Below are 16104 nucleotides of genomic sequence, written 5' to 3' on the forward strand. Positions count from 1 at the left end.
TTCATGCGTCCTCGTCGTCAAGATGCAAGCGCAGGAACGGCAAGGCATCGCAGTATTTCAAATCGTCGCGCCGGTAGGCGACGTTGGCCGCGTACCCCGCCACGTATTCGTCGGCCAGGGATTCGATCGCCACGCGCCAGCGTTGGCGGATCTCGGGCCAGGACAGGCCGTCGAAGTATTTGCTTTCGCTGGCGAGTGTGACGCCGGGCATGCCCAGGTCTTCGTCGGCCAATCCTTGCGCGGCGACCTGCCGCGCGTGGATCTGCGCCAGCACCAGACCCGCAGCTTCGCCGCCGGCCGCGTCGGCCAGCACCGATGCATAGAACGGCAACTGCACGTTCACGGGACGGCTGCGGGACCAGTCGGGCTCGGGCTTGGCCGCCGCCACGCCGGTCTTGTAGTCGACGATGACGTTACGGCCGTCGGGCAGACGGTCGATGCGGTCCAACCGCAACTTCAGGTTCAACGCGCCACGCTGCCACTGATGATTTTTTTCGACCTGTGCCACCGCGAACGGCAGGCGCTGCGCTTCGAGGTCCAGCCATGAGGCCAGCACGGCCTGGGCGCGCTGGCATTCCAGCACGCGCAAGGCTGGCGCGTATTCCTTGAGTTCTTCGTCGGCGGCCTGCGCCACGGCCTGCTCCAGCAACGCCGGCAGACGGCCAGCCGCAAGCTGCTCGTGCAGCGCGTCCTGGTCGGGCATCATGCCCCACACCACTTCAAGCGCCTTGTGCAGGAACTGGCCACGCACGTTGACGGTGGCGGCGTCGGCATAGGGCGCGAGCTCCCGGCCGCCGAGGCGATGGCGCACGAACGCCCAAAGCGGATTGCGCGCCTGCGTGTCCAGCACATCCAGCCCGCCCCCGCCGCGATTGCCGGCCGCCAATGGAGGCCCTTGCGAATCGTCGAGCGATTCCTGCGGCAAGACGGCCTGCGCCGCCGTAAGCGCGGGCGTCCAGTCAGTAAGCGAGAGCGCCGCGATCAGTGGCGAAGGACGCAGCTCGCGCTCGCCATCCATGTGGGCGTGGCTGACGATGATGTCGGGCGCGCAGCGGCACAGCGCGGCAAACATGCCTTCGGCCCATTCGCGTTCGCGCTCGGGCGTGGCGCGCGGCGCCCGGGCCTGGCGCAGCACGGCAAGCGGCAGCAGCGGGTTCGGTTTGGGCGAAGCAGGCAACACGTCGTCTGTCAGGCCCAGCAGCCAGACGCCATCCCAGTAACCGCCTTCGGCTTCCAGCAACCCAAGGACGTCCAGCCGCGCGAGCGGATCGCGCTGCGGCTGGAACGAGGAGGACCGCGCCACGCTTTCCAGCAGGTTCACGGCGGCCACGCCCCCAAGGCGGCCCGCGGCCGGCGCCAGCGCCGAAAAGCTGCCGAGCGCATCGCCCAGCGCGCCCATGACCTGATAACCCACGCTGTCGAGCGGGGCTTCGCCGGGAAAGCCCAGTGCCGTCAAGGCGGCCTTCATGCGCAGCATCCAGACGTCGCACGTGGCCTGGCGGCCACCTTGCGTCCAGATTTCGGTGGCGTGGTTCCAGGCCTGCGCCAACGCCGGCAGATCGGCAAGCAACTTGCGCCATGCTTGCGGGGCGACATGCAATTGCCCCTGGCGCCGCCAGCGCGCATCGATGGCGGCAAGCCGCGCGCGGTCGCGCACGTCGCCGGCGCAATGGCCTGCAAGCAACGCGGCGCCCAGGACGCCCACGCCGCAGCCCTTGCCCTGCGCGCATTCGGCCAGCGCCCGCAGCCAGGCCAGCGCGGCGCGGGCCATGGGCCATTCGTCGAGCGGCCGGCCCACGGCAACGTTGAACGCAAACGCAGGCGCGCCGTCGCGCCCGGCCAGCGCCTGGCTGAGGACGCGGCGCGCGAAGGGGGATTCGGCTTCCAGTTGCGGCGACACGATGGCATAACGCCCGGCGGGATCGGCCTTCAAACGGCTGGCCGCCCAGTCGGCGGCGGCGCGCCATTCGGCGCCCTGATCCGCGGCCTCGAAGCGCTGCGCCACTGCCGCCACACGCTGGGTATCGCGCCATTGCGCCACACACGTGCCCTGGGCCTCAAATGCGTGCAGCAGGCGCTGAAAGCGGGGCGAGATGTCGGTAAACCCGGCAAGCACCAGTTGCCGCGGCGTGGCAAGGCGTCCGGCTTCGAGGGCGCGCAGCACGCGCGCGTAACCCTGGTTGGCGTCTTCGGCATCGATGCCGGCCAGCGTGTGGCGATAGCGCTCGCGCCAGCGCGCAAAGCCGCGGTATTCGTCGGTGTCCGCGCCGGACGGCACCTGCAGCGCCCATTCGTCCATCAGCAGGTCCGCATCCATGGACAGCCGCGCCGCCTGACTGGCATCCAGCAGGACGCGCTCGGCTTCTTCGAGGCGGATGGCTTCGGTCCAGACGAGCTGCGTGGCAAAACTGTCCAGCCGGTAGGCGGGCACGTCTTCGTCGGATTCGAACGCGAGTTCGTTGGCGGATTCAGCGAGCCAGGCGGACAGCGGCAGGATGCGCGGCAGCTCGCTGACCTGGCGTTCCTGGCGCAGCAATCCGGCGAGCTCTAGCGTGAGGCGGCGCGACAGGCGGTTGTTCACCGTGAGCACGAGCGTGTCTGCCGCGGGGAGACTGGCGATGTCCGGCAACGAGAGATCGGAGTAGGAAGGCGCTGCGTCCTGCATGGTCATCCAAGGGCGCGCGCGGCGGGCAGCCGCGCGACAGAAAGCAATGAAAAAGGCGGAGAAAATCTCCGCCGTAGGATACCGCGAGGCGGCCGCCGCGACGCGGCGGTTGCGGTAAGCCGAGCCCTGTCAAAACCCGCAGAGTGCGGCCAGGTTTTCCCAGTGAATCTGCATCTCGGGCGTGGTGTAGCCCCAGAACGCCAGCCCCAGCACCGCGGCCAGCGCCAGCACGCCCACCGCTCGCCAGCCTTTGCGGCGAGGGGTTTGGGAATGCGGTCCGTGCGACATGGCGGGGCTCCGGGAGGTCGCGGTCAGGCCGTGGCGGGCTGCGCCGGCGCGACCGGCTGCTCGCGCACGGGCAGGCAGAGCAGCGCCGCGATGACGGCCAGCGCAACGCCCAGCCACCAGACCAGATCGTAGCTGCCGGTCTTGGCATACGCGTAACCGCCCAGCCACACGCCAATAAAGCTGCCCAACTGATGGCCGAGAAACACGATGCCCGAGAGCGTGGCCGCATAACGCAAGCCGTAGATCTGGCCAATGAGCCCTTGCGTCAACGGCACCGTGCCCAGCCAGAACAATCCCATCCAAGCCGCGAAGGCATAGAGCACCCACGGCGTCAGCGGCACCGACAGCAGCAACAGGATGCCGAACGCGCGCATGAAGTACACCACCGCCAGCAGCCGCTTCTTGCTGTATTTGCCGCCCAGCTTGCCGGCGTAGAACGAACCCAGGACGTTGAACAGGCCGATGAGCGCGATCGCGGTGGCGCCCTGCCCCGCCGTCAGCCCGCCGTCGGTCACATAGGCCGGCAAGTGCAGCGTGATGAACGCGGTGTGAAAGCCGCAGACGAAGTAGCTCCAGAACAGGAAGTGGAACGACGGATGGCGCACGGCCTGCTTGATGGCGGTGCCCAGCGACTGATGCGGACCGGCGTGCGCTTGGGGGCGGCCGCGCAGGAAATACGCCAAAGGCGCGCCGCAAGCCACGAACAGCGACAGCACCCAGAGCGCGCCCGTCCAGTCCAGCCCGCTGATGAGCAGCTGCCCGGTCGGCACCACGGCAAACTGGCCGAGCGAACCGCCCGCGCTGGCGATGCCCATCGCCGTGCTGCGGTAGGCGGGCGGCACCGCGCGCGCGACGACGGGCAGGATGACCGGGAACGTGGTGCCCGCCTGTCCCAGTCCGACCAGCACGCCCGCGGTCAGGTAAAGCGTGGCCTCGTCGGTGGCAAAGCGCGTGCCGATCAGGCCCAGCATGTACAGCACGGCGCCCAGCGCAATGGTGCGGCCAGAACCGTAACGGTCGGCCAGCATGCCCATGAAGATACAGGCCACGCCCCAGACGAGGTTCTGCAGGGCAAACGCCATCGAAAATACTTCACGGCTCCAGCCGTGCGTCAGGCCCATCGGCTGCATGAACAGGCCGAAGGTGGCGCGCACCCCCATGGCAAGCAGCACGACCAGGGTGCCCAAGACAATGGTGCGTGCGGAAATCGAATCGGTTTGGCTAGACATGAAACCCGTGTCTGGTTGTTTTTTGGGTTTGCGCCCCCTCCTCGGGGCGGCCCCACGCAGCGGTGGGACGCGGACATCATATACAAGTCGGCATGCGGGTCCGTGAATACCCGCGTTGCCGCAACAAGCTTCACCCGAGAGGCCATCCCGGGCGAGCGCCCGGCGCGCGGTGATTTGGGCGTTGCCGCGCCTGCTGATAGACTTGCGTCCTGCTTCGAAGCCCGCGTCTGCAGTGCTAAACTTCGGCTCGCAAGTTCCGCAGCAATTTCAAGGCCTTAGTGCGAAGCGCCCCCAGTTTTGGCGGCCCTTTTCCGTCGATGGCGACGGCACTGCCTTGCGCCCCCCCTCCTCGCTCGCCGTAGTTAAATGGATATAACCGGCCCCTCCTAAGGGTCAATTGGTGGTTCGATTCCACCCGGCGAGGCCAGCTTCGGCCTCGGCTCCGCGCGCAGATTTTTCTCAAAAAAGTCCACCTATTCAGCCAGATGAGGGTTAATCCGGGCTACGCTCTTGCGCGCCGCGCGGTTAGCTTTGCGGCTTCCGACTTGTGACTAATTGATGCGACCACAATCCGTCACGGTGTTTTTTCTGAAAAACTCGCAAATCGCCTTGCGCACTACTTGAAATTGCTGTTTAAATTCGACGCGTAAGCCCATAATTCATCTGGACTTTTTCTGATCCGACGAAACGCCGGCTTAAGAAATATTTGCTCACAGACCACAAGCCTGCCCAACCATGGCCTTTTCCTGGAAACGTGCAATTGCGAACGCCATAGCGCCTGCCGCGCTGGCGGTGTGCGCGCTCCTGCCCCCTGCGGCGCAAGCAGCCAAAAATTCCGACCCTTGCAAGACCAACGCCAAGTCGGCGGCCTGCAAGGCGCAACAAGCCAAAAAAGCGCCGGCGCCGAAGGCGGGCTCCGGCAAGAGCGCCGCCGCCAAGCAGGCGGCGCCGTCCGCCAAGAAGGCGCCCCCCAAATCCTCGTCGGCCAAGAAGGCACCGCCCAAGAGCGGCAAGCAGGTGGCCGCGAAAGGCACGCCGCCCAAGAAATCAGGCGCTGCCGGCAAGGGCGGCAAGACGGACAAGGCCGCACGCGGCCGGCGCGTAGCCGCCGCCGGCGCAGCCAGCGCGGCCATGCCGCCGCCCGCCGCCTCGGCGCGCGCTGAAGCCGCCGCGCTGCGGTCCAGCACCGCTTACGTGCAAGACCTTGAAACCTCCACCGTCATCTTCGCCAAGAACGAAAACGTCGTGCGCCCCATCGCTTCCATCTCGAAGCTGATGACGGCCGTCGTCGTGGTGGACGCCAACCTGCCGATGGACGAAATGCTGGAGATCACCGACGAGGACGTCGACGAGCTCAAGCACACGACGTCGCGGCTGCGGGTGGGCACCAAGCTGTCGCGCGGCGACATGCTGCATCTGGCGCTGATGTCTTCCGAGAACCGCGCCGCGAACGCGCTGGGCCGCCACTATCCGGGCGGGCTGCGCGCCTTCGTGGCCGCCATGAACGCCAAGGCGCAGTCGCTGGGCATGACCAGCACGCGGTTCATCGAGCCGACGGGCCTGTCCAGCAACAACGTGTCGTCGCCGCATGACCTGGCCCGCCTCTTGCGCGCCGCGTCGCAGCGCCCGCTGATCCATCGCTACTCCACCGATACCGAGTACGAGGTCGAGATCAACAACCGCACGCAGACCTTCCGCAACACCAACCTGCTGGTGCGCAAGCCCGACTGGGACATCAAGGTGTCCAAGACGGGTTACATCAATGAAGCGGGTGAATGCCTGGTGATGCTGGCGCGCATCAACGGCCGCGATCTGGCCATCGTGCTGCTGGATTCGCAGGGCAAGCTTTCACGCATCGGCGATGCCGTGCGCATCCGCCGCATCGTGCAAAGCGAAGTGGCCATGGCGTCGATTGCCTCGGGCGGCTGATGCCAGCCTGACCGCTCCACACGGCAAAACGAAGGGCCCGATCTTATCGGGCCCTTTTGCATGGTGCGGCAAAGCTGGTCACGCCGCGCGGCGCTTCGCGGGAACGGGCTGGGCGTCGCAGAGCGAAGGCGGCAGCCCTTCCAGGACGGCTTTCGCATTGAGCGATCGGATCGGCACGCTGGCATCGCGCGGGATCCGGCCCTCGGCCTGCAACAGCTGATACCGCAGGCAGCACACGCGCAGGAACGAGGTGAAGTTGGCGGCCTCGCCGCGGTACTCGACCAGTTCGTCGTACAGGCGTTCGATCAGTTGGGTGACCCGCAGGCCGTCTCGGCCGGCGATTTCTTCGAGCACCTGCCAGAACAGGTGCTCGAGCCGCAGGCTGGTCGCTACGCCGTGCAGGCGCAAGGACCGGGTTTCGCAGGCATACGAATGCTCGGTGGCGCGGATGAAGATTTCACACATGGGAGCTCCTGGGCATCGGCGACACGCAGCCGGACCGGCGCGCCTGCGATCGACTGTACGACGATTGCCTCTCCCCCGGCAATAAGGCCCCGAACCTGTAACGATCTCGACCTTCCCGCGCCGATTGATGTACATCATGGATTTGAGCGCGCAAGCGTTCGAGCATAGTGAAACTGATCAGACTTCGGAGGTAGTGATGGACAAAACCATGAAGGCCGCAGTTGCACGCGCATTTGGTAAACCCCTGGTGATCGAGGAAGTCGCCGTGCCGCGCCCGGGCCCGGGCGAGCTCCTGGTGAAGATCGAAGCCTGCGGCGTCTGCCATACGGACCTGCACGCCGTGGAAGGCGACTGGCCCGTCAAACCCAATCCCCCTTTCATTCCCGGCCACGAGGGCGTTGGCCACGTCGTGGCCGTGGGTGCCGGCGTCACCCACGTCAAGGAAGGCGACCGGGTCGGGATCCCGTGGCTGTATTCCGCCTGCGGACATTGCGAACACTGCCTGGGCGGCTGGGAAACCCTTTGCGAGCAGCAGCAGAACACGGGTTACTCCGTCAACGGCGGCTTTGCCGAATACGCGCTGGCGGCCGCCGACTACGTGGGCCTGCTGCCCAAGAACGTCGGCTTTGTCGACGTGGCGCCGGTGCTGTGCGCCGGCGTCACGGTTTATAAGGGCCTGAAGATGACGGACACCCGGCCCGGCAACTGGGTGGTCATTTCGGGCATTGGCGGCCTGGGTCACATGGCGGTGCAGTATGCCAAGGCGATGGGCCTGAACGTGGCGGCCGTGGACATCGATGACGCCAAGCTCGACTTCGCGCGCCGGTTGGGCGCGGAAGTCACCGTCAACGCGATGAACACCGATCCGGCCGCCTACCTGAAGCGGGAAATCGGCGGCGCGCATGGCGCGCTGATCACGGCGGTGTCGCCCAAGGCCTTCGAGCAGGCGCTGGGGATGGTGCGCCGGGGCGGCACGATTTCGCTGAATGGCCTGCCGCCAGGGGACTTCCCGCTGTCGATCTTCGACATGGTGCTCAATGGCGTGACGGTGCGCGGTTCCATCGTGGGCTCCCGGCTGGATCTGCAGGAATCGCTGCAGTTTGCCGAGGAAGGCAAGGTCCACGCCACTGTCGCCACGGAAAGCCTGGACAACATCAACAGCGTGTTCGACCGCATGAAGAAGGGTCAGATCGAAGGCCGCATCGTGCTCGACTTCGCCTGATCGCTTTGCGCCCATACTCGCCACGGGCTGCGGCATTTGCCGCACCCCGTGGCTGATCGCAAAGAATTGGCGCTCTCACGCCCGCCCCGCGCGAGCGGTCAGGGCGTGATCTTCGTGCCCAGCACCGCCAGAAACTGCGCCATCCACGCCGGATGGGCCGGCCAGGCGGGCGCCGACACCAGGTTGCCGTCGGTGTAGGCCTGGTCGACGGCGATCTCGGCATAAGTGCCGCCGGCCAGCCGGACTTCGGGCGCGCAGGCAGGATACGCCGAGCAGGTGCGGCCCTTCAGCACGCCGGCCGCGGCCAGTATCTGCGCGCCGTGGCATACCGCGGCGATGGGCTTGTTGGCCTTGTCGAATTCACGCACGATATCCAGCACCTTTTCATTCAGGCGCAGGTATTCGGGCGCGCGTCCGCCGGGGATCACCAGCCCGTCGTAGGACGAGGGCTCGACACGGTCGAAGTCGTAATTCAGCGTGAAGTTGTGGCCGCGCTTTTCCGTGTAGGTCTGCGCGCCCTCGAAATCATGGATGGAGGTGGCCACCGTGTCGCCGGCCTTCTTGTCCGGGCAGACCGCGTGCACCGTGTGCCCCACGGTCAGCAGCGTCTGGAACGGCACCATGGTTTCGTAGTCTTCGGCGTAGTCGCCGACCAGCATCAGCAGTCGTTTGCTCATGATTGTCTCCTTGGGATGAGGGTGGGGGCCAGTTCCTGGTCTTCTCGTCCCATTGTGCGCGCCGAGCCGGCGGGGCGGGTGGTAATGGGATACCACCAGCGCGGGATACGACCGCGAAACGCCGCCCTACTCCAACGCCACCGTCACCGGCCGCGCGCCCAGCAGGTCCACCAGCACCTTGGGATCGATGCCTACCAGATACCCTCGCCGCCCGCCGTTGATGTAGACCGCCGGATACGTCAGCACCTCGGCCTCCACCCACACCGGCATCTTCTTGCGGGTGCCGAAGGGCGACGTGCCGCCCACCTGGTAGCCGGAGTGGCGCTGCGCGACCTCGGGCTTGCAGGGTTCGACCTTCTTCAGGCCGGCCTGCCGCGCCAGGTTCTTGGTGGAGACTTCGCGGTCCCCGTGCATGACCACGATCAGCGGCTTGGCCGATTCGTCCTCCATCACCAGCGTCTTGACCACCGCGTGCGGGTCCAGGCCAAGCTGGCGCGCGGCTTCGCCTGCACCGCCGTGGTCGACGTAGTCATAGGTGTGCTCGGTGTAGGCCACCTTGTGCTGCTTGAGGAACTGGGTGGCGGGTGTTTCGGAAACGTGGCGGGCTTTGCTCATGGGTGTGCCGGTTGAAAAGGGAATGGTGGGCGGCGGCTAGCCGCGCGGATGATGGGCCGCGTGCAATGCCTTCAGGCGTTCGCGCGCCACGTGGGTGTAGATCTGCGTGGTGGAGATGTCGGCGTGGCCCAGCAGCATCTGCACCACGCGCAGGTCCGCGCCGTGATTCAGAAGGTGCGTGGCGAAGGCGTGGCGCAGCACGTGGGGCGACAGCGGCGCATGCACGCCAGCGATCACAGCGTATTTCTTGACCAGTTGCCAGAACGCCTGCCGCGACATCGCCTCGGCGCGGCTGGTGATGAAAAGCGCATCGCTGACGCGGCCCGCCGCCAATTCCGGGCGGGCAGTATTCAGGTACTGCGTAATCCAGTGCGCGGCTTCGGCGCCCAGCGGCACCAGCCGGTCCTTGCCACCCTTGCCCAGCACCACCCGCACCACGCCTTCGTTCAGGCTGACGTCCAGCGAGCGCACGCCCACTAGCTCGGACACGCGCAGCCCAGTGGCATACAAGGTCTCGAGCATGGCGCGGTCGCGCAGGCCCCGCGGCTGGCTGAGGTCGGGCGCCCGCAGCAGGGCGTCCACCTGCTGCTCGGACAGCGTCTTGGGCATGCGCGGCGGTTGCTTGGCGGCCACCAGCGTCAGGCACGGATCGCGTTCGGCGCGGTGTTCGCGCAGCGCCCAGGCGTAGAAGCGGCGCAGCGCCGCCAGCCGGCGGTTGGCGGTGGTGGCGCGGGTTTCTTCGTGGCGGAACGCGAACCAGGCCTCGATATCCGCCTTCTGCGCGTCGCGGATCGGCTTGGCCGGCCCGACGGGCATGGTCTGCGCACGCTCGGGTTCACCGTGCCGGTCGGCCAGCTCCCGGGCGTAGGCCTCGGGGTCTTCGAGCCAGCGGGCAAAACCGGTCAGGTCGCGGCGGTAGGCGGCCAGGGTATTGGCGGAAAGGCCATCCTCGAGCCAGACGGCGTCGATGAAGGCGTCGATATCGGCCTGGGAGGCCAGCGGCTGGCGGACGGTAGACATGGCGGGATTCTACGGCGCGGCGCGGTTGGGCAGGCGCTCGCCCACGCCGGCGGCGGCGGACTTGAGCCAGGCCTCGAACACCTTCAGCGCCTCGGACCGCTCGCTGCGTTGCGGATAGCCGAAGTAATACCCCTGGCTGACCGCCAGCGACTGCGGCACGGGCATGACGAGCGCGCCCTGGTCCAGCGCCGGTTGCGCCAGAAAGCGCGGCATCAGCCCGACGCCCAGCCCAGCCTGCACCGCCGCCATCACCATGGTGAAAAGCTCGTAGCGCGGACCGCCGGCCGCCTGCGGGCCGTACAGATGGCCATTGGCCGCGTACCACTGGCGCCAGGCGTCCGGCCGCGAGGCCAGATGCAGGTGCGTCATGCCGGTCAGCGCGGCGCCTCCCGCTTGCGCCACGCGTTCGGCCAATTCGGGCGCGCAGACCGGCACCAGTTCGCGCTCGGGAAACAGCAGCCCGCCCTGCGTGCCAGGCCAGAGCCCGTCCCCGTGATACAGCGCGCCGTCGAACGGCTGGTCCTTGAACTGGAACGGCAGCGTGCGCACGGACAGGCTGACGGTGATGTCGCCGTGCTCGCGCTGGAAATCCGCGAGGCGCGGGATCAGCCAGGTGGTGGCCAGGGTGGGCACGACGGCAATGTGGATGCTGCGCCCCATGCCGGTCCGGCTGACAAGCCCGAAGGTGTCTTTTTCGATCTGGTCCAAATGGTGCCGGATGCGGCCGGCATATTCGGCGCCGTGGTCGGTCAGCACGATGCGGCGGCGCACCCGGGTGAAAAGCTGCACGCCCAGCCGCGCCTCCAGGCTTGCCACCTGCCGGTAGACCGCGCTGTGGGTCAGCGAAAGCTCCTCGGCGGCGCGCGAAAAACTGCCCAGCCGGGCCGAGGCCTCGAATGCCTGCAGGGCGCTCAGATTGGGAATGCCGTTTCTCATGGAGGGAATGCCGCCTGAAATGCGGCCCGTCGCGGCGCGCGCGCATGTTGCGGCGCACCAGGCGGGACGTGCCGGGGGATCAACAGAATGTGCAATTTTATCAATTGCGTTGTGCGCTCAGGGAACATATGCTCGGCAGTTCTACCCTAGGCTAACCACGACACCACCATGCCTCAGCAAGATTCCCGCCTTGGCGGTCACATTCTGGTCGACCAGCTGGTCGCCCAGGGCGTCAAACATGTATTTTGTGTCCCCGGCGAAAGCTATCTGGCGGTGCTGGACGGCCTGCACGATGCCGACATCAAGGTCACGGTGTGCCGCCAGGAAGGCGGCGCGGCCATGATGGCCGACGCGCACGGCAAGCTGACGGGCGAACCTGGCATCTGCATGGTGACGCGCGGCCCCGGCGCCGCCAATGCGCTGGCCGGCGTGCATATCTCCAAGCAGGACTCCACGCCGATGATCCTGTTTGTCGGCCAGATCGAGCGCGGCATGCGCGAGCGCGAGGCCTTCCAGGAAATGGACTACCGCGCCGTGTTCGGCACGCAGGCCAAGTGGGTGACCGAGATCGATCAGGTCGAACGCATTCCCGAACTGATCTCGCGCGCGTTTCACATCGCGACCTCGGGCCGCCCCGGTCCGGTGGTGATCGCGCTGCCGGAAGACATGCTGGTCGAGGCCGCCAAAGTGGCCGACGCCCCGCGTTACGAAGTCATCGATGCGGCCCCCACGGCTGGCCAGCTGGCCGATCTGGAAAAGCTGCTGGCTGACGCGAAGAACCCCGTCGCCATTCTGGGCGGCACGCGTTGGGACGCCCGCGCCGTGCAGCAGTTCGCCGATTTCGCGCAATTGCATTCGCTGCCGACCGCCGTGTCGTTCCGCCGCCAGATGCTGTTTCCCGCGGACCATCCGTGCTTCATCGGCGACGTGGGCCTGGGCATCAACCCGGCGCTGCTCAAGCGCGTGGCCGATGCCGACCTGATCCTGCTGGTGGGCGGACGCATGTCGGAAAATCCCAGCCAGGCCTACACGCTGCTGGACATTCCCGTGCCCAAGCAAAAGCTGGTGCACGTGCATCCCGACGCCGCCGAACTGGGCCGGGTGTACCGCCCCACCCTCGCCATCAACACCTCGCCGTCCGCCTTCGCCGCGACGCTGGCCGGCCTGAAGGCGCCTGCCGCCCCCGTGTGGGCCGACGGCACGAAGACGATGCGCGAGTCGTACCTGAAATGGAGCGATCCCGAAGCCATCACCACGCCGGGCGCGCTGCAACTGGGCCAGGTCATGGCGTATCTGGAAAAGACCCTGCCCGCCGATGCGATCATGACCAACGGCGCGGGCAACTACGCCACCTGGCTGCACCGCTTTCACCGCTTCACCCGCTTCGGCACGCAGCTTGCGCCGACGTCCGGGTCCATGGGCTACGGCCTGCCGGCAGCGGTGGGCGCCAAGCGCGTATGGCCGGACAAGACCGTCGTCTGCTTCGCGGGCGACGGCTGCTTCCTGATGCACGGCCAGGAATTTGCGACGGCCGTGCAATACGACCTGCCCATCATCGTGGTGCTGGTGGACAACGGCATGTACGGCACGATCCGCATGCACCAGGAAAAGCACTATCCGGGCCGCATTTCCGCGACCCAGTTGAAGAACCCCGATTTCGCCGACTACGCGCGCGCCTTTGGCGGCCATGGCGAACGCGTGGAGACCACCGAACAGTTCGGTCCGGCATTTGAACGTGCATTGGCCAGCGGCAAGCCGGCGATCCTGCACTGCTTCATCGATCCGGAAACCATCAGCCCGTCCACGACCCTCGAAAAGATCCGCGAGGCGGCGCTGAAGGCTCAGCACTGAACCCTGAACGGGCGTCAGGACCGGCGGCGCGCCCAGGCGCACCGCCGTGCAAACCCCAACTTGCCGCCCGAATTATTTTAAGTTTAAACTTTCTAGATTCCGATCACGGAAATCCATAGCGGAGACCCAGCATGTCCTCGAATCCCTCCTTCCACTGGCAAGACCCCCTGTTGCTGGATCAGCAGCTGACCGAAGAAGAGCGTATGGTGCGCGACGCCGCCTACGCCTACTCGCAGGACAAGCTGGCGCCGCGCGTGCTCAACGCCTTCCGCAACGAAAAGACCGATCCCGAGATCTTCTCCGAAATGGGCGAGCTCGGCCTGCTGGGCGCCACCATCCCCGTCGAATACGGCGGCGCTGGCCTGAACTACGTCAGCTACGGCCTGATCGCCCGTGAAGTCGAACGCGTCGACTCCGGCTACCGCTCGATGATGAGCGTGCAGTCCTCGCTGGTCATGGTGCCGATCAACGAATTCGGCAGCGAAGAACAAAAGAAGAAGTACCTGCCCAAGCTGGCGCGCGGCGAATGGATCGGCTGCTTCGGCCTGACCGAACCCAATCACGGCTCCGACCCCAACGGCATGGAAACCCGCGCGGTCAAGACCGCCGACGGCTACAAGCTGAGCGGCAACAAGATGTGGATCACCAACTCGCCGATCGCGGACGTGTTCGTGGTGTGGGCCAAGTGCGTCGGCGGCGACTTCGACGGCAAGATCCGCGGCTTCATCCTGGAAAAGGGCATGAAGGGCCTGTCCGCCCCCGCCATCCACGGCAAGGTCGGCCTGCGCGCGTCGATCACCGGTGAAATCGTCATGGACGAGGTGGAAGTGTCCGCCGACCAGATGATGCCCGGCGTGTCCGGCCTGAAGGGTCCGTTCACCTGCCTGAACTCCGCCCGTTACGGCATCGCCTGGGGTGCTGTCGGCGCCGCCGAAGCCTGCTGGCACACCGCCCGCCAATACACCCTGGACCGCAAGCAGTTTGGCCGCCCGCTCGCTGCCAACCAGCTGATCCAGAAGAAGCTGGCCGACATGCAGACCGAAATCACGCTGGCGCTGCAAGGCTGCCTACGCCTGGGCCGCATGAAGGACGAAGGCACCGCCGCCGTCGAAATCACCTCGATCATGAAGCGCAACTCGTGCGGCAAGGCGCTGGACATCGCCCGCCTGGCCCGCGACATGCTGGGCGGCAACGGCATCTCCGACGAATTCGGCGTGGCCCGTCACCTGGTGAACCTGGAAGTGGTCAACACCTACGAAGGCACCCACGACGTGCACGCCCTGATCCTGGGCCGTGCCCAGACCGGCATCCAGGCGTTCTATTGATCGCCAGCCTGGTGTAGCGAAGGAGGGGCCGTCCATGGGGCGGCCTTTTATTTGGCGCGTTGCCGCAGCGCCAGGTGTCTGACACCCTCTGCGCCGCTGCTACAAGCTGACGACCATCTCCCCAGGGTGTCAGACACCGACCGACGACTTACTCGGTGTCTGACACCCTCTACGCCGCCGCTACAAGCTGACGATCATCTCCCCAGGGTGTCAGACACCGACCGACGACTTACTCGGTGTCTGACACCCTCTGCGCCGTCGGCACAAGCTGACGAACATCTCCCCAGGGTGTCAGACACCGACCGTATTGGAATACGCCATACGTCCGATCCCCCCCGCCTGCGCATTGCCGAAAGCCCGACTAGGCGTACGCCTGTATACCTCTTACGCTTCACGGGTCCCTTCACGAGGAGTCGCGCATGCACGGCATCACCCCCCTGCGCCTGGCGGCAGTCGTCGCCATGGCGTTCATCGCCCAAGGCGCTCAGGCCGCCACGACGCTCACCATGACCACCGAATACCCGGCCACCTCCATGCCGGGTCAAGGTGTGTCCACATTTGCCGAACTGGTGCGGGCCAAGTCGGCCGGCAACGTCGTCATCGACGCGAGCTTCGACGCCGCCAAGGGCATCAAGTCGGGCGACATGATCGAGGCCGTGCAGACGCGCAAGGTGGATGCGGGCGACGCCTTTGCCGGCGCGCTGGCCACGAAGTATCCAATCTTTGGCGTCTCGTCCCTGCCCTTCCTGGCCGACTCGCTGTCCAAGGCGCGCAATCTGAACAAGGCGGCGCGCCCGGCGTACGAGAAACTGCTGGCCGCGCATGGCCAGAAGCTGCTCTACACCACGCCGTGGCCCGCGTCGGGCATCTGGTCCAAGCAAAAGCTGGACAGCGTGGCGGCGCTCAAGCGGCTCTCCATCCGCACCTACGATGCGACCTCGCAGGACGTCATGCAGCGGGCCGGCGCAAAGGCGCAGAACATTTCGTTCGCGGACGCCATGCCGCGCATCGCATCGGGCGAGGTGAACGCGGTGCTGTCTTCCGGCGATGGCGGCGCAGGCCGCAAGCTGTGGGAATACCTGCCGAATTTTGCCGAGATCAACTACGCCATGCCGGTCTCGGTGGCGACGATGAACCTGAAGGCCTACGAGGCGCTGGATGCGCGCTCGCGCAAGGCCATCGACCAGGCAGCCGCGCAGACCGAGACCGAGCAGTGGAAGCGCATCGAGGGCCGCCTGCAGCAGAACTACGCGAATATGCGCAAGAACGGCGTCGCGATCAACACCGCCGTGCCCCCGGCGGTGAAGAAGGCGCTGAAGGACGCTTCCGCCGAATCGATCAACGCGTGGAAGGCGGCGGCCGGCCCGGAGGCGGCCGCCATTCTCAAGCAGGCGAGCAAGCGGTAGCCGCTGCGCCTAGTTGTTGCCGGACAGGTCGAACAGGCTGGTCGCGTCCATTTCCAGCACGCTTTCGTCGTGCTGGTTCACGACCGTCCATGCCCAGTTGATGATGCCCAAATCGGGGCGCGAGGACGAGTGCCGCGCGCCCTGCACGCGCGCGTGCAGGCGCAGGGTGTCGCCGGGGCGTACCGGCGTGCGCCAGCGGACTTCGCCCAGGCCGGGCGAACCGAAGGATTCGGAATCATGCAGGGCGGCGTCGACCGCCATGCGCATGGCCATCGCGCAAGTGTGCCAGCCGCTGGCGATCAGCCCGCCCCAGCGTCCTTCCGCGGCGCGCTGCGGATCGGTATGGAACCACTGGGGATCGTACTTGCGGGCGAACTCCAGGATCTCCGCTTCCGTCACGGTGACCGGCCCCGCCTTGATCACCATGCCGTCCTTGAATTCGGCGAACTTCATGTTGTGTTTTCCCCCTGCCAACG

Annotated in this window: 14 protein-coding genes and 1 tRNA gene; 6 read left to right on the forward strand and 9 right to left on the reverse strand. The window is 66.5% G+C overall.

The features are described 5' to 3' along the window. Position 1: 1 nt before the first annotated feature. From LN047_RS21560 to LN047_RS21570, 3 genes are all read right to left on the reverse strand, one after another. Positions 2 to 2665, reverse strand: a complete 2664-nt coding sequence (locus LN047_RS21560) for a PD-(D/E)XK nuclease family protein (protein ID WP_373980136.1) — start codon at positions 2663 to 2665, stop codon at positions 2 to 4. Between the two features lie 129 nt (positions 2666 to 2794). Beyond that, positions 2795 to 2953, reverse strand: a complete 159-nt coding sequence (locus LN047_RS21565) for a hypothetical protein (RefSeq protein ID WP_175211309.1) — start codon at positions 2951 to 2953, stop codon at positions 2795 to 2797. Between the two features lie 23 nt (positions 2954 to 2976). Beyond that, complete coding sequence (locus LN047_RS21570) at positions 2977 to 4182, reverse strand: MFS transporter (protein WP_373980137.1); 1206 nt, start codon at positions 4180 to 4182, stop codon at positions 2977 to 2979. A gap of 352 nt (positions 4183 to 4534) precedes the next feature. Between LN047_RS21570 and LN047_RS21575 the strand changes: the two genes are divergently transcribed. Together LN047_RS21575 and pbpG are read left to right on the forward strand one after the other, a co-directional pair. Continuing rightward, positions 4535 to 4609 (forward strand) — tRNA-Arg (locus LN047_RS21575). A 308-nt stretch (positions 4610 to 4917) separates the two neighbouring features. Further along, a complete protein-coding gene (gene pbpG, locus LN047_RS21580) occupies positions 4918 to 6111 on the forward strand; it encodes a D-alanyl-D-alanine endopeptidase (protein ID WP_226846670.1) in 1194 nt (397 codons plus the stop codon). Between the two features lie 78 nt (positions 6112 to 6189). On the opposite strand, the gene LN047_RS21585 is transcribed toward pbpG, so the two are convergent. After that, complete coding sequence (locus LN047_RS21585) at positions 6190 to 6576, reverse strand: ribbon-helix-helix domain-containing protein (protein ID WP_056326781.1); 387 nt, start codon at positions 6574 to 6576, stop codon at positions 6190 to 6192. A 196-nt stretch (positions 6577 to 6772) separates the two neighbouring features. Here LN047_RS21585 and adhP point away from each other — a divergent pair, with 196 nt between their 5' ends. After that, positions 6773 to 7798: an alcohol dehydrogenase AdhP gene (adhP, locus tag LN047_RS21590; RefSeq protein WP_062841720.1), complete on the forward strand. Its 1026-nt coding sequence runs from the start codon at positions 6773 to 6775 to the stop codon at positions 7796 to 7798. Between the two features lie 98 nt (positions 7799 to 7896). On the opposite strand, the gene LN047_RS21595 is transcribed toward adhP, so the two are convergent. The 4 genes from LN047_RS21595 to LN047_RS21610 form a co-directional block, all read right to left on the reverse strand. Further along, positions 7897 to 8475, reverse strand: a complete 579-nt coding sequence (locus LN047_RS21595) for a DJ-1/PfpI family protein (protein WP_056326776.1) — start codon at positions 8473 to 8475, stop codon at positions 7897 to 7899. A gap of 126 nt (positions 8476 to 8601) precedes the next feature. Beyond that, positions 8602 to 9090, reverse strand: a complete 489-nt coding sequence (ybaK, locus tag LN047_RS21600) for a Cys-tRNA(Pro) deacylase (RefSeq protein ID WP_056326773.1) — start codon at positions 9088 to 9090, stop codon at positions 8602 to 8604. A 36-nt stretch (positions 9091 to 9126) separates the two neighbouring features. After that, positions 9127 to 10110: a site-specific tyrosine recombinase XerD gene (gene xerD / locus LN047_RS21605; RefSeq protein ID WP_373980138.1), complete on the reverse strand. Its 984-nt coding sequence runs from the start codon at positions 10108 to 10110 to the stop codon at positions 9127 to 9129. A gap of 9 nt (positions 10111 to 10119) precedes the next feature. After that, complete coding sequence (locus LN047_RS21610; RefSeq protein ID WP_373980139.1) at positions 10120 to 11046, reverse strand: LysR substrate-binding domain-containing protein; 927 nt, start codon at positions 11044 to 11046, stop codon at positions 10120 to 10122. A gap of 168 nt (positions 11047 to 11214) precedes the next feature. Between LN047_RS21610 and LN047_RS21615 the strand changes: the two genes are divergently transcribed. From LN047_RS21615 to LN047_RS21625, 3 genes are all read left to right on the forward strand, one after another. Then, positions 11215 to 12897 (forward strand): thiamine pyrophosphate-binding protein, encoded by a 1683-nt coding sequence (locus LN047_RS21615; RefSeq protein WP_373980140.1) that lies wholly within the window; start codon positions 11215 to 11217, stop codon positions 12895 to 12897. Between the two features lie 131 nt (positions 12898 to 13028). Continuing rightward, entirely contained in the window at positions 13029 to 14222 is a 1194-nt protein-coding gene (locus tag LN047_RS21620; protein ID WP_056326766.1) for an acyl-CoA dehydrogenase, read from the forward strand. Positions 14223 to 14641: 419 nt separating this feature from the next. After that, positions 14642 to 15628, forward strand: a complete 987-nt coding sequence (locus LN047_RS21625) for a TRAP transporter substrate-binding protein (protein WP_373980141.1) — start codon at positions 14642 to 14644, stop codon at positions 15626 to 15628. 9 nt (positions 15629 to 15637) lie between these two features. Here the strand turns inward: LN047_RS21625 and LN047_RS21630 are convergent, their stop codons facing one another. After that, the gene (locus tag LN047_RS21630) at positions 15638 to 16081 is read right to left on the reverse strand and encodes a MaoC family dehydratase (RefSeq protein WP_056326762.1); all 444 of its coding nucleotides are present in this window, start codon (positions 16079 to 16081) and stop codon (positions 15638 to 15640) included. Positions 16082 to 16104 lie beyond the last annotated feature (23 nt).

The organism is Achromobacter sp. JD417 (genome assembly GCF_041879325.1).
Classification (GTDB): Bacteria; Pseudomonadota; Gammaproteobacteria; order Burkholderiales; family Burkholderiaceae_B; genus Achromobacter; species Achromobacter mucicolens.